The sequence below is a fragment of the Ornithinimicrobium tianjinense genome (assembly GCF_014636495.1).
Taxonomy (GTDB): domain Bacteria; phylum Actinomycetota; class Actinomycetes; order Actinomycetales; family Dermatophilaceae; genus Ornithinicoccus; species Ornithinicoccus tianjinensis.
Genome location: NZ_BMEM01000001.1, coordinates 1,152,316 through 1,166,166, shown reverse-complemented (window position 1 = coordinate 1,166,166; position 13,851 = coordinate 1,152,316). Strand labels below are relative to the sequence as shown.

The window sequence follows — 13,851 nt, the reverse complement described above, 5'->3', positions numbered from 1 at the left end:
AGGAGAGATTTCAGACATGTCGGAACGTGTAACGATGCCGGCCCTCGGTGAGTCCGTCACCGAGGGGACCGTCACCCGCTGGCTCAAGAACGTCGGTGACACCGTCGAGGTCGACGAACCCCTGGTCGAGGTCTCGACCGACAAGGTCGACACGGAGATCCCCTCGCCCGTGGCGGGCGTGCTGCAGGAGATCCTCGCCGAGGAGGACGCCACCGTCGAGGTCGGTGGCGACCTCTGCGTGATCGGCGACGGCGCCGGCGAGGCCGCCGCAGCGCCGTCCGAGGAGCCGACCGCCGCGCAGGCCGCCGCCGAGGAGCCCGCCGAGGAGCAGGCCGAGGAGCCCGCGACCGAGCAGGCTGCCCAGCCCGAGGCGGAGCCGGCCCAGGAGCAGCCCGCTCCGGCCCAGGAGACCCCCTCCGCGGGCGCTGGCTCCGGCGAGACCGTGACGATGCCGGCGCTCGGCGAGTCCGTCACCGAGGGCACGGTGACGCGGTGGCTCAAGGCCGAGGGTGACACCGTCGAGGTCGACGAGCCGCTGGTCGAGGTGTCCACCGACAAGGTCGACACCGAGATCCCCTCCCCCGTCGCCGGCGTGCTGACCAAGATCCTCGCCGGTGAGGACGAGACCGTCGAGGTCGGTGGCGACCTGTGCGTCATCGGTGGCGAGGCTGGCGGTGCCGCCGAGCAGCCGCAGGCTGCCTCGTCCGACGAGCAGCCCGAGGCGACCGAGGAGCCGACCGAGGAGCCGCAGATCCCGACCGAGGTCGAGCAGCCCGCGGAGCCCGGGTCCTCCGACGAGGGCCTGGCCGGCGAGCAGGAGCTGCAGGCGGCCGCGGCCCAGGAGTCGCAGACGACGACGGGCACGCCCTCCACCGAGGGCGGTGAGCCGGCCGTGGGCCTCGGCACGCCCTCCCCGGAGAGCGGCACCAGCTCGCACAAGGACGTCTCTGACGCGGTGGCTCCGGCGACCCAGGACGTCAGCGCCTACGTGACGCCGCTCGTGCGCAAGCTCGCCGCCCAGCACGGTGTCGACCTCGGCTCGCTGACCGGCACCGGTGTCGGCGGCCGGATCCGCAAGCAGGACGTCCTCGACGCCGCCAAGGCTGCCCAGGCCGCTCCTGCCGCCGCACCCGCGCCGGCTCAGGAGGCCGCGCCCGCCGCCGGTGCCGCTCAGCCCGCGGCTGCCGCGTCGGCCGGTGCTGCGCCCGCCACCGCGGCAGCGCCGGTGAGCCCGGAGGCCGCCGCCAAGCGCGGCACCACCGAGAAGATGTCCCGTCTGCGCAAGGTCATCGCGACCCGCATGGTCGAGTCGCTCCAGACCTCGGCCCAGCTCACCACCGTCGTGGAGGTGGACGTCACCAAGGTCGCCCGCCTGCGCAACCGGGTCAAGAACGAGTTCGCCCAGCGCGAGGGCGTCAAGCTCTCGTTCATGCCGTTCTTCGCGATGGCCGCGGTCGAGGCGCTCAAGGCGCACCCGATCGTCAACGCCAGCGTCGAGGACGACACGATCGTCTACCACGCGGCCGAGCACCTCGGCGTCGCCGTGGACACCCCGCGCGGCCTGCTGGTGCCGGTCATCAAGGACGCGGGCGACCTCAACATCGCCGGGCTGGCGCGCAAGATCGCGGACCTGGCCGAGCGCACGCGCGACAACAAGGTGACGCCGGACGAGCTCTCCGGCGGGACGTTCACGCTCACCAACACCGGGTCGCGGGGCGCGCTCTTCGACACGCCGATCATCAACCAGCCCAACGTCGGCATCCTGGGCACCGGGGCCGTCGTCAAGCGTCCGGTCGTCGTCACCGACGAGGACGGCAGCTCGACGATCGCGATCCGCGACATGGTCTACCTGGCGATCAGCTACGACCACCGCGTGGTCGACGGCGCCGACGCCGCCCGGTTCCTCACGACCATGAAGCAGCGTCTCGAGGACGGCAACTTCGAGGTCTGACCGGCTGCTCGGCCCTCTCGTCCGGGGCCGGTCCGCCGACACGAGAGCTGCCGCCGTGCGTCACCGCACGGCGGCAGCTCTCGTCGTTCAGGTGCCCCACGACCACAGGAGCCACTGCGGCTCGTCTGCCGCCTTCACCAGGTGGACGGTCAGCGTGTCGGTGCGCGTGCCCTCGGCCAGGCGCTCGGTGCCGGTGGAGTCGATGGCCCGCAGCGGGGCACGGCTGACCGTGAGGAGGACCGTCATCCGGTCGTCCTGGCGCCCGAGCTCCTCCACCGCCTCGACCCGGAAGGTCACGTCGCCGTAGCTGATCCCCTGCTCACGCAGCTCGTCGAGCTGAGCCAGCTCGGCCTCGAGAGCGGGAGACCCGGGTGCCATCACGCCAGCCAGCAGAGAGCCGTCCCGCTGCTCCCACGCCGCCCCTCGACCGTCCACGAGGCCCTGAAGAAGGCTGCGGAGCTCCTCCTGCTCCGTCGCCGCGCCAGCCACGCGTGTGTCCACCGCGGTCTCCGCGCCCTCCGCACCGGTGCCCGCCACCGGCTCCGCACCCTCCACGCCGTCGCCCGCCGCCGGCTCCCCCGCCTCCCCGGTGCCCTGCGCAGCAGCGGCCTCCGGCTGTGCGAGGACGCGCCACGGCCTGCCGAGGTCGCTCGTGTCCACCAGACCGGTCACGACCCCTGCGCCGACCGCGAGCAGGAGCGCGGCCAGCACCGCGGCACCGGCCAGGAGCGCCCGGCCACCACGCCTCCCGGCGGGCTCGGTCCCGCGCTCACGTGTGACGTTTCGCTGAGGCCGGTGCGAGCCACGGGCGCGAGCGCCGCCCCCTCTCGCGCCACCCCCTCTCGCGCCACCAGGTGGGGGAAGGTCGTCCAGCGCCTCCTGACGCAGGCGCTCCGTCAGCGCGAGGGCGGGGTCGGCATCGGGCGCCACCTCCACCGGCGCCGGTGTCGCGACCGACAGCAGGTCGACGGCCACCTCCTCGGCGTCCGGACGGTCCTCGGGCTCGGGCGCCACACACCGTTCCACCAGCTCGACCACGCCGACCGGGAGCCCCGGGGCCGCCTCCTCCAGGGTCCTGCGGGCGTACGTGGGGCCTGGCGGCTCTCCGGTGAGCGCCCGCCAGGCCAGGGCACCGAGCTGGTAGACGTCCGACTCCGGCGTGGCGGGGAAGCCCTCCACCACCTCCGGGGCCACCATCCCCTCGGACGCCCCGGTGCCCTGCCGCTCCCCGGCCGTCTGCCCGACGATCCGGGCGGCGCCCAGGTCGCCGACCACCGGCATCCCGTCGCGCAGGAAGAGCACGTTGCCCGGCGAGAGGTCTCCGTGGACCACTCCGCGGCTGTGCAGGTCGGCCAGCGCGGAGGCGACCGGGTGCAGGACCGTCACCAGCTCACCCGGCGTGAGCAGGCGCCTGCGGGACAGCAGCTGGCCCAGCGAGCCCCCACCGGCGAGCTGGGTCGCGAGCGCGACCGCGGCCGGGCGTCCGGTCACGGGGTCGTGCAGCGGGAGCACGTCATACAGGTGGACGACGTGCGGGTGGCGCAGCCGCGCGAGCAGGCCCGCCTCCCTCAGCCCGGCCTCCACGTCGCCCCCGGCGGGCGTGAGGACCTTCAGCGCGACGACCAGCCCGTCGGCGCGGCGACGGGCTCGCCATACGGTCGAGGTCGCCCCCGCGCCCAGTCGGGCGAGGACCTCGTAACCGGGGACCGCCGGCACCTGCTCCATGTGCACCTCCGCTCCGGCGGCACGGCCCCTCCGTGCGCCGGACCCACCGTGCCAGGGACGGGCGCAGCCGCGCAGAAGTTGTCCACAAGGCCCCGGAGCCTCCCGGCGGCGGCGTCTCAGCGCGGGCGTACAGTGACGGGATGCGCTTCGAGCACCTCGGTTTCGCCCCTGACTACGTCGACTACCAGCAGGCCTGGGACCGCCAGCGTGAGGTGCACGCCCAGGTGGTGGCCGGCGAGCTGCCCGACACCGTGCTGCTGCTCGAGCACGCCGCCGTCTACACCGCGGGCAAGCGCACCGAGCCGCACGAGCGCCCGCTGGACGGCACCCCCGTCATCGACGTCGACCGCGGCGGCAAGATCACCTGGCACGGGCCGGGGCAGCTGGTCGGCTACCCGATCGTCCGGCTGGCCAGCCCCGTCGACGTGGTCGCCCACGTGCGTCGGCTCGAGGACATGATGATGGCGGTCTGCCGCGACCTCGGCGTCGAGACGATGCGCGTCGACGGTCGCTCGGGTGTCTGGCTGGCCGCGACAGACACCCGCCCGGAGCGCAAGATCGGCGCGATCGGCATCCGGGTCAGCCACGAGGTCACCATGCACGGCTTCGCGCTCAACTGCGACAACGACCTGGGGTATGCCGACGTCGTCATCCCGTGCGGGATCACCGACGCCGGGGTCACCTCGCTGTCCAAGGAGCTCGGCCGTGACGTGACGGTGGCCGAGGTCCTGCCGCTCGCCACGGCGCACCTCGAGCGGGTGCTGGAGGGTGTCGCCGCCCGCTGACCTGCCCGACTCCCGTCACCCAGGCCGTGCAACACGCTGGTCGCGGCCGACATGGAGGGCATGGCGGCACCGCTGGTGTTGACTGACCTTGGCAGGGGCGGACCGTGAGCCGGCCCGACGGGAGGAAGCATGAGCGTGGCCGTGGCCGCGGACGAGGGGATGGCGATCGTCACCCGGGGGCTGCGCAAGACATACCGAACGGTCCGCGGCACGCGCGTGGCCGTGCAGGGGCTGGACCTGGACGTGCCGGCCGGCGGGGTCCACGGCTTCCTCGGCCCCAACGGGTCGGGCAAGACCACGACGATCCGGATGCTGCTCGGCCTCTCGCCCGCCGACAGCGGGACGATGCACATCTTCGGAACCCCTGTCCCCCAGCACCTCCCGGAGGTCGTCGACCGCGTCGGCGCCATCGTCGAGTCGCCCAAGTTCTTCCCCACCTTCAGCGCCCAGCGCAACCTCGAGCTGCTCGCCGAGGCCATCGGCACCCCGCGCGAGCGGGTCGGTGAGGTGCTGGAGGAGGTCGGGCTCGGCGCCCGCGCCAAGGACACCTTCCGCAGCTTCAGCCTCGGTATGAAGCAGCGGCTGGCCATAGCCGCCACCCTGCTGAAGTCTCCCGACCTGCTGATCTTCGACGAGCCCACCAACGGCCTGGACCCTGCGGGGATCAGCGAGATCCGCCACACCATGCGGCGCCTGGCCGACGAGGGCCGCACCGTGCTCGTGAGCAGCCACATCCTGTCCGAGGTCGAGCAGATCGCCGACACCGTCTCGATCATCGGCCGCGGCCGCGTGCTGGCGCAGGGCTCGGTGGCCGCGCTCATCGGCGCCGGCGGCGAGACGGTGGAGGTCGGGGTGCGGCACCCCGGCGCCGCCGTGCGGATCCTGAGGGACGCGGGCTTCGCGGCCGAGTGGCTCGCGCGACCGCAGGGTGCCGACGCCGCGGCTGCGCTGGACGCCGCCGCGCACCACGCGAGCGAGGACGCGGACACCGGCCTGCTCACGGTGACCGGCGCCCAGCCGGCCGAGATCTCCCGCACGCTCGGCGAGCGGGGCCTGTGGGTCGAGCGGCTGGTGCCCAGCCGGCGCGGACTGGAGCAGATCTTCCTGGAGCTGACGCAGGGCGAGGGACTGCCCGTGCCGCACCCGGACTACCCCGACGGGCACGGCATACCCCCGGCTCCCGGAGCGAGGGACACCACGACCGGCGAGCAGCAGGGAGGGGCGCGATGACCCGCCTGCTCCGCGTCGAGCTGCGGCGCCTGGTGGCGCGCAAGGTGATCTGGCTGACCCTGGCCGCCGCTGTCCTCGTGGCGCTGTTCACCGTCAGCACCGTCTACCTGCAGGCGAGCTCGATCGACAGGGCTCGCGCCGGCGCCAACCAGGAGCTCCAGCAGATCCAGGAGCAGGTCGAGCGTGACCGCGCCATGTGCCTGGCCGACGAGCAGCGCGAGCGGGCGCGCTCGGGCGACCCGCGGGTCGACTTCGGCTGCGAGCAGATGCAGGCCCCGACCGCCGAGGAGATGTACGGCACCATGCCCTCCCTCGTCGACCAGTACCGCATGCTCCTCACCGGCCTGGCCTACCCGCTGATGTTCCTGGGCCTGGCGATGGGCTCCACCGCGGTCGCCGCCGAGTTCGGGCACCGCACGATGGGCTCGCTGCTCACCTTCGTGCCCCGGCGCGCGCCCGTCTTCGCCAGCAAGGTGCTGGCGCCGGCCCTGGCCTCGGCCCCGATGGCGGTGGCGGCGCTCGCGCTCGTGCTGGTCGGGGTGCCCGCCGTCTTCCGCTGGTTCCGGGTCGACGACTCCGTCACCGGCGCGCAGTGGACCTCCCTCGCCTGGATGTCGCTGCGGGTCGTGGCCATCACGATGGTCGCGGCAGCCCTGGGCGCCGCGGCCGCCTTCCTGCTCAGGCACAGCGGCCTGGTCATCGGGCTGCTGGTCGGCTACCTGCTGCTCGTGGAGACCTTCCTCGCCGGCCTGGGCGGAGCGCTCCTCGGCAGGTTCGCCCTCACCCGCACCATCACCGGCTGGGTGCAGCACGGCACCACGTGGGAGACCTGGCCGATGACGTGCGGGGCGTTCGAGGACTGCCAGCCGGTCCGGCACACCCTGTCCTTCGGCGCCGCTGCCACCGAGCTCGGCGTGATCCTGCTCGTGGTCGTGCTGCTCGGCTGGCTCTGGTTCCGTCGCGCGGACCTCGACTGACCCTGTCGGTATGGCGCTCGCCCTCGCCCGGGAAGGTCGGGACCACCGCTGGGGGGCGTCGAGGACGCCCCCCGGGTCACGGCATACCCCGGCCCGGGCTTAATCTGGAGGGACTGTGCGTCGCGCCGCCTGGCGCCCCGCGTCCAGCCATCTCGTCAAGGGAGCACCAGTGACCATCGCACCTGAGGGACGTCGCCTGCTGCGGGTCGAGGCCCGCAACGCGGAGACCCCGATCGAGCGCAAGCCGTCGTGGATCCGGACCACCGCCAAGATGGGTCCGGAGTACCGCGAGCTGCACTCGATGGTGAAGTCCGGCGGCCTGCACACCGTCTGCCAGGAGGCTGGCTGCCCCAACATCTTCGAGTGCTGGGAGGACCGCGAGGCCACCTTCCTCATCGGCGGTGACATCTGCACCCGTCGCTGCGACTTCTGCGACATCGCGACCGGGCGCCCCGGGCCGCTCGACATGGACGAGCCGCGCAAGGTCGCCGAGTCGATCCAGAAGATGGACCTGCGCTACGCCACTATCACCGGCGTCGCCCGGGACGACCAGAAGGACGGCGCGGCCTGGCTCTACGCCGAGGTGATCCGCAAGGTCCACGAGCTCAACCCGAGCACCGGCGTCGAGATCCTGCCCCCCGACTTCGGCGCGGTGCCCGAGCTCGTCCAGCAGGTCTTCGACGCGCGCCCCGAGGTCTTCGCGCACAACCTGGAGACCGTGCCCCGGATCTTCAGGAAGATCCGCCCCGCCTTCACCTACGAGAAGTCGCTCAAGGTGCTCTCGATGGCTCGCGCGGACGGGCTGGTCACCAAGTCCAACCTCATCCTCGGCATGGGCGAGGAGGAGCAGGAGATCGAGCAGGCGATGCGCGACCTGCACGACGCGGGCTGCGACATCCTCACGATCACCCAGTACCTCCGCCCCTCCAAGCTGCACCACCCGATCGACCGGTGGGTCAAGCCCGAGGAGTTCGTGCAGTGGTCCGAGCTGGCCGAGGAGATCGGCTTCAAGGGCGTCATGGCCGGGCCCCTCGTCCGCAGCTCCTACCGCGCCGGCAAGCTCTACGCCCAGGCGATGCGCAAGTGGGGCCGGGAGGTGCCCGCGAACCTTCAGCACCTGGCCGACCAGGCGGAGGCGGCCGTGCCTGCACGGCAGGAGGCGGCCTCGCTCCTGGCGGCCGGGCGCACGGGCGATGTGCCGCGTGACGGTGTCGGGGACAGCCCCGTCGCCCACGTATCCTGATCCCTATGTCCACGAGCACCACCGGCGGCGGCGACGCCCCGAAGAAGGGCCTCTTCGGCCGCACCCGCAAGCCCAAGGACCGGAGCAAGCCCGGCATCCTGGCCCAGGTCCGTCAGGTCTTCGCGATGACCCGCAAGGCCGACCCCTCGGCGGTCTGGTGGATGCTCCTCGCCGGGCTGGCGGTCCTCCTCCTCGCCGTCGTGCTCGGCGTGTGGTTCGGCCAGGTCGTCTACTTCCTCATCCTCGGCATCCCGCTGGCGCTGCTGGCCGCGATGTTCGTGCTCGGGCGTCGCGCGGAGCGTGCCGCGTTCACCCAGATCGAGGGCCAGCCCGGCGCCACGTCGGCGGTCCTGGGCCAGCTGCGCCGCGGGTGGTACTACGACCAGGAGCCGGTCGCCGCCGAGGCCGGCGGGCAGATGCGCGGCATGCGCGACCTGCACAACGCCGCGATGGTCTTCCGCGCCGTCGGCAAGCCGGGCGTCGTCCTGCTCGCCGAGGGCCCCAAGGGTGCCGCCCAGAAGCTCGTCGCCGCCGAGCGCCGCCGCGTCACGCGCGTCGTCGGCGAGGAGGTCCCCGTGCACACCGTCATGGTCGGCACGGGCGAAGGCCTCACGCCGCTGCGTCAGGTCGTCAAGACCATCAAGGGCTTCCCGAAGAAGATCACCGACGACGAGGCTGCGCTCGTCCAGCAGCGGATCAAGGCCCTCGCGGGCAAGAACCGCCCGCCGATCCCCGCCGGGATGGACCCCTCCCGCGCGCCGCGGATGAGCCGCAAGGGGCTGCGCGGCCGCTGACGGCGGGTTCAGCTCCGGTCCGCCTGCTCCGGTCCGGCCCGTCAGTCCCGCCCCACCAGACCCGTCTGGTAGGCCATGGCCGCGATCTGGACCCGGTCCCGCAGGTCCAGCTTGGTGAGCAGGCGGGAGACGTAGGTCTTCACCGTCGCCTCCGACAGGAACAGGCGCCCGCCGATCTCGGCGTTGGACAGGCCCTGGGCGATCAGGACGGCGACCTCCCGCTCGCGCTCCGTGAGCGCCGCGAGCGCGGGCGGCAGCGACCCGGCCGGCGGTCGGGCCGTGAAGCGCTCGAGGAGGCGGGTGATCAGTGCCGGAGCGAGCATCGACTCCCCGCGCGCCACGACCCGGACCGCGTGCACCAGGTCGTCGGGCCGGACGTCCTTGAGGAGGAAGCCGGAGGCTCCCGCGCGCACGGCCTCGTAGACGTACTCGTCCAGGTCGAACGTGGTCAGCACCAGGACCCGCGGACGCTCACCGGCGAGCTGCATGATGCGCCGGGTCGCCTCGACGCCGTCCAGCCGGGGCATCCGGATGTCCATCAGCACGACCTGGGGCCGCAGCTCGCGCACCGCGGCGACCGCCTCGAGGCCGTCGCCGGCCTCCCCCACGACCTCGAGCCCGGCGCGCTCCAGGATGAGCCGGAAGCCCACCCGCACGAGCTCCTGGTCGTCGACGAGGACGACCCGCAGCGGAGCGGACGGGCCTGCCTGGCCGGCGCCCGTCATACCGGCTCCAGCGGGAGCACCGCGAGCACGGTGAAGCCGCGCTCCCCCGCACCCGCTTCCAGGCGTCCGCCGAAGAGGGCGACCCGCTCGCGCATCCCGACCAGCCCGTTGCCGGAGCCCGGCCGCGCCCGCTCCTGGCGCGGCGGCCCCTCGTCGTCGACACGGATCTCCAGACGGTCGGGTCCGTAGCGCATCGAGACCCTGGCCCGGCAGGCCTCGGAGTGGCGCCGCACGTTGGTGAGGGCCTCCTGCACGATCCGGTATGCCGTGAGGTCCAGTCCTGCGGGCAGGCGCCGCGGGGAGCCGCTCGTCGTCAGGTCCACCTCCAGCCCCGCCTCCCGGGCGGCCTCCACGAGGTCGGCGAGGGAGTCCACACCGGGCTGGGGCGCCAGGTCGCCGGCGATGTCGGCGTCGCGCAGCACCGTGACCATCCGCCGCATCTCCACGAGGGCGGACGAACCCGTCGAGCGGATCGTCGAGAGCGCCCGGCGGGCGAACTCGGGGTCCTCCTCCACGACCTGCTCGGCCGCCCCGGCCTGCACGACGATGACCCCGACCGAGTGCGCGACGATGTCGTGCAGCTCCCGGGCGATCCGGGCGCGTTCCTCGGTGATCGCCGCCCGCGACGCCTGCTCGGCGGCCGTCTCGGCGTGGTGGGCACGCACCGCCTCCGCGGCGGCCCGGTCGGCGGAGACCCGCAGGCCGTGGCCGGCCAGCCAGGAGAGCGTGAGCACGCCCCAGTGGTACATCAGCTCGGTGGGTCCCCGCAGGAGCGGCACGAAGAGGTCCGCAAGGGTGACCCACAACACCCCACCGACCGGCGCGATCCAGCGCAGCCGGCCAGGGGCGTGGCGGGCCAGCGAGAAGACCAGCACCATCGCCGGCACCAGCTGCCCGAAGAACAGCAGGAAGACCTCACCCCGCTCGGCGGTGCCGATCACCGGCCAGACGAGGAAGCCGGCGAAGGCCCACCACGGGCGAGCGCGGCGGAAGGCGAGGTGGGCGCAGAACCACACCACCCCGACCGAGGCCCACAGGCGTGAACCGTGCGCCTGCCGCGAGTCGAGCGGCAGCCAGATCTCGGTGAGTGCCAGGCCCACGAGCGCAGCGACCAGAGCCAGGTCGAACGCCCAGCGCCCACGCGTCATCGGCACCATGACGATCAATGTAGGGCCGGCCGGCCACGCCCGTCGTCATCCTCGCGGTGACCGTCCGTCCACCCTGAGGCGACAGGTAGCCAAGGACGAGGGGCCGTTCAACGGGTGCGCACGACCACCGACCGCGCGGCCTTGTCGTGGAGGCCGCGCGTGTCGGCGTCCATGATCATCGCCGGGACGAAGAGGCACAGCAGCAGGGCCCGCCAGGCGGACGGGACGAGCGCGGGGGGACGGGTGCCGTCGCCGTCGACCGCGACCACGCGCAGGCCCAGCAGCCGGTGGCCCAGGGTGGTGCCGACGGTCGGGACGAGCAGGACGTTCTCCACGAAGAGCACCCCGAGCGGGATGAAGGACTCGGTCCCGCTCACCTGGCCCCACTGCATACCCAACAGACCGACGGCGATCAGCTGGCAGAGGAGCCAGTCGACGAGGAGGGCGAGGGCGCGGCGCCCCAACGGGGCGACCGAGCCGGGGCCGGACGGGGGCAGTCCCAGGGTGGCACCCTGGTGGGCGGGAGTCGTCACGGGCCCAGCGTAGAGGTCGGCGTAACACGGCTGAAACACTCGGGTGACGGGACGTTAACCACTCGCGCGTAGTCTCGTCGAGACCGCGACACCGGGTCCAACCAGGAGGCTCCATTGTTCAGCAACGCCGACGAGGTCCTGGCCTACATCAAGGCCGAGGACGTCAAGTTCATCGACATCAGGTTCTGCGACCTGCCGGGTGTGATGCAGCACTTCAACATCCCGGCCGACACCTTCGACGAGGACGCGTTCAAGACCGGCCAGATGTTCGACGGGTCCTCGATCCGCGGCTTCAAGTCGATCCACGAGTCCGACATGAAGCTCATCCCGGACCCGCAGACGGCCTACCTGGACCCCTACCGGGCCGAGAAGACGCTCATCATGAACTTCTCGATCGTCGACCCGTTCACCGACGAGCCCTACGAGCGTGACCCGCGCCAGATCGCCCGCAAGGCCGAGGAGTACCTCCGCTCCACCGGCATCGCCGACACCGCCTACTTCGGCGCGGAGGCCGAGTTCTACGTCTTCGACGACATCCGCTTCGCCTCGCAGCCGCAGGGCAGCTACTACCACATCGACTCCATCGAGGCGGCCTGGAACACCGGGCGTGCGGAGGAGGGCGGCAACCGCGGTTACAAGACCCGGTTCAAGGGCGGCTACTTCCCGGTCCCGCCGGTCGACCACTTCGCCGACATCCGTGACCAGATGTGCCTGGACCTCAAGATGGTCGGCCTGGACGTCGAGCGCTCCCACCACGAGGTGGGCACCGCCGGCCAGCAGGAGATCAACTACCGCTTCAACACGCTGCTGCACTCCGGCGACGACATGATGAAGTTCAAGTACGTCGTCAAGAACAGCGCCTGGGCGCACGGCAAGACGGCGACCTTCATGCCCAAGCCGCTCTTCGGCGACAACGGCTCCGGGATGCACACGCACCAGAGCCTGTGGAAGAACGGCGAGCCGCTCTTCTACGACGAGAACGGCTACGGCGGCCTGTCCGACATCGCCCGCTGGTACATCGGCGGCCTGCTGGCCCACGGCCCCTCGCTGCTGGCGTTCACCAACCCCTCGATGAACTCCTACCACCGGCTGGTGCCGGGCTACGAGGCCCCGATCAACCTGGTGTACTCGGCCCGCAACCGCTCTGCGTGCGTCCGCATCCCGGTGACCGGCAGCTCGCCCAAGGCCAAGCGCATCGAGTACCGCGTGCCGGACCCCTCGGCCAACCCGTACCTGGCGTTCGCCGCGCAGCTGATGGCCGGCCTGGACGGCATCCGCAACCGCATCGAGCCGCCGGAGCCGGTGGACAAGGACCTCTACGAGCTGCCGCCGGAGGAGATGGCCGACATCGCGCAGCTGCCGACCTCGCTGCCCGAGGTGCTGGACGCGCTCGAGGCCGACCACGACTACCTCACCGAGGGCGACGTCTTCACCGAGGACCTGCTGGCCGCGTGGGTCACCTACAAGCGCACCCACGAGGTGGACCCGATCCGCCTGCGCCCGCACCCCCACGAGTTCGAGATGTATTTCGACATCTGATCGACGCCGCAGCTCAGCTCGCAGCAGTGTCCCCAGCCCCCCACCGGCGCTGGGGACACTGCTGTTGTGTCACCCCGAACGCCAGGGCATTGCTTGTGACACGCCAGCGCTGCACATGCATGCGCGCGCGGTCGAGCTCCGGTGTCAGCGGCGCCCGGCCTCAGCCGTCGCGCGGGACCACCCTGACGCAGGGCCTCGGCGCGGCGAGGCCCAGCTGCACCACCTTGCGCAGCCGGTTGAGGAAGCGTTGCGGCTTGCCGTAGAGCGTCCACGGCGTCACCCCGACCACCCGCACCCCGGCGGCCACGTAGTCGCTGTCCTTCTCCACGGTCCTGCCCCACCGTTCGCCACCCGCGTCGTCCACGCCCTGGTGGAACTGGCGTGAGTGCACCTGGATCGCGGTGCCGGCCTCCTCGAGGTAGCCGTCCGGGGTGCCGATGAACTCGCCGTCCGACGTCCACAGGCCGCAGTTCGTGACCAGTGCCGGGAACCCCCCGTCGGCCTCGATGACCTCACGGAGCACCACCTCAGGCCTGGACCAGGCGCCGTCGACGAAGCCGGCCAGCCCACGCCATACCGCAGCCACCTTGGCACGGGGACGCAGGTAGAGCTCGCGCTCCAGCCCCTCGGGCGAGGCGAGCCCGCGCTGAAGCACGCTGATCGTCCAGTGCTCCAGGTCGTCCGCCGAGTGCTGCTCGTAGACCGCGGCGTCGGCGATGGCGCGAGCCCCCTCGGCCACGGCGCGGACCCCGACCCGTCGGGCGACCGTCAGCTCCCTGCTGGACCGGACCGCCTGCACACTCCTGTGCGCCCTGGCGCGCCCATGCGCGGGTATGACGAACGTCGCCTGGTGCAGGCCCTTCGCCGGCACGCCGAGCGAGGCGAGCGCGGTCGCGCCGGTGAGCACGGCCGTCGGGCCGGCCCAGAGCGCGGCAGCGGTCAGTCGCGTGGAGCCGTCGATGGGTCCTCGGTGCGGCGCCAGCACCCTGGGCAGCGGCTCCTGCAAACGGGTCTTCCGCGCCTCCCTCAGCGCGGACGTCGTCCAGCCGTGCTCGAGGAGCTGGGCCACCGTCGCGAGGCCCCGCTGCCCGGGCAGGTCGGGGAAGGTGCGGTCCTCGCGCGAGGGATGCTGCTGGGGCTGGAGCTCGTGGGGCGGGGGCATGGGCCCAGGATGACCGTCGGCCGGCCACTCGCGTCGCGC

12 protein-coding genes are annotated in these 13,851 nt (G+C 72.5%); 7 read left to right on the top strand and 5 right to left on the bottom strand.

What is annotated here, in order from left to right:
* Positions 1-16: 16 nt before the first annotated feature.
* Complete coding sequence (sucB, locus tag IEV65_RS05415) at positions 17-1,951, top strand: 2-oxoglutarate dehydrogenase, E2 component, dihydrolipoamide succinyltransferase (protein ID WP_188428526.1); 1,935 nt, start codon at positions 17-19, stop codon at positions 1,949-1,951.
* A gap of 87 nt (positions 1,952-2,038) precedes the next feature.
* Here the strand turns inward: sucB and IEV65_RS05410 are convergent, their stop codons facing one another.
* Positions 2,039-3,676: a serine/threonine-protein kinase gene (locus IEV65_RS05410; protein WP_188428525.1), complete on the bottom strand. Its 1,638-nt coding sequence runs from the start codon at positions 3,674-3,676 to the stop codon at positions 2,039-2,041.
* Positions 3,677-3,708: 32 nt separating this feature from the next.
* On the opposite strand from IEV65_RS05410, the gene lipB reads away from it, so the two are divergent.
* The 5 genes from lipB to IEV65_RS05385 all read left to right on the top strand — a co-directional run bounded on the left by lipB (position 3,709) and on the right by IEV65_RS05385 (position 8,705).
* The gene (gene lipB, locus IEV65_RS05405) at positions 3,709-4,461 is read left to right on the top strand and encodes a lipoyl(octanoyl) transferase LipB (protein ID WP_268235331.1); all 753 of its coding nucleotides are present in this window, start codon (positions 3,709-3,711) and stop codon (positions 4,459-4,461) included.
* A 129-nt stretch (positions 4,462-4,590) separates the two neighbouring features.
* Positions 4,591-5,691 carry an ABC transporter ATP-binding protein gene (locus IEV65_RS05400; RefSeq protein WP_188428523.1) on the top strand — a complete coding sequence of 367 codons (1,101 nt, stop codon included), beginning with the start codon at positions 4,591-4,593 and terminating at the stop codon, positions 5,689-5,691.
* Entirely contained in the window at positions 5,688-6,668 is a 981-nt protein-coding gene (locus tag IEV65_RS05395) for an ABC transporter permease subunit (RefSeq protein WP_188428522.1), read from the top strand. Before IEV65_RS05400 ends, IEV65_RS05395 begins: the two co-directional genes overlap by 4 nt.
* A 169-nt stretch (positions 6,669-6,837) precedes the next feature.
* Positions 6,838-7,911 (top strand): lipoyl synthase, encoded by a 1,074-nt coding sequence (lipA, locus tag IEV65_RS05390; protein WP_188428521.1) that lies wholly within the window; start codon positions 6,838-6,840, stop codon positions 7,909-7,911.
* A 5-nt stretch (positions 7,912-7,916) separates the two neighbouring features.
* On the top strand, positions 7,917-8,705 hold the full coding sequence (locus IEV65_RS05385; protein ID WP_188428520.1) for a DUF4191 domain-containing protein: 789 nt from the start codon (positions 7,917-7,919) through the stop codon (positions 8,703-8,705).
* 41 nt (positions 8,706-8,746) lie between these two features.
* Here the strand turns inward: IEV65_RS05385 and IEV65_RS05380 are convergent, their stop codons facing one another.
* From IEV65_RS05380 to IEV65_RS05370, 3 genes are all read right to left on the bottom strand, one after another.
* Positions 8,747-9,430, bottom strand: coding sequence for a response regulator (locus tag IEV65_RS05380; protein ID WP_188428519.1), 684 nt, complete (start codon positions 9,428-9,430; stop codon positions 8,747-8,749).
* Positions 9,427-10,587 (bottom strand): sensor histidine kinase, encoded by a 1,161-nt coding sequence (locus IEV65_RS05375; RefSeq protein WP_188428518.1) that lies wholly within the window; start codon positions 10,585-10,587, stop codon positions 9,427-9,429. The genes IEV65_RS05380 and IEV65_RS05375 overlap by 4 nt, the downstream gene beginning before the upstream one ends.
* A gap of 98 nt (positions 10,588-10,685) precedes the next feature.
* Entirely contained in the window at positions 10,686-11,111 is a 426-nt protein-coding gene (locus IEV65_RS05370) for an RDD family protein (RefSeq protein WP_188428517.1), read from the bottom strand.
* A 114-nt stretch (positions 11,112-11,225) separates the two neighbouring features.
* Here IEV65_RS05370 and glnA point away from each other — a divergent pair, with 114 nt between their 5' ends.
* A complete protein-coding gene (gene glnA, locus IEV65_RS05365) occupies positions 11,226-12,650 on the top strand; it encodes a type I glutamate--ammonia ligase (protein WP_188428516.1) in 1,425 nt (474 codons plus the stop codon).
* Positions 12,651-12,810: 160 nt separating this feature from the next.
* On the opposite strand, the gene IEV65_RS05360 is transcribed toward glnA, so the two are convergent.
* Positions 12,811-13,812 carry a hypothetical protein gene (locus IEV65_RS05360; RefSeq protein ID WP_188428515.1) on the bottom strand — a complete coding sequence of 334 codons (1,002 nt, stop codon included), beginning with the start codon at positions 13,810-13,812 and terminating at the stop codon, positions 12,811-12,813.
* Positions 13,813-13,851: the final 39 nt, after the last annotated feature.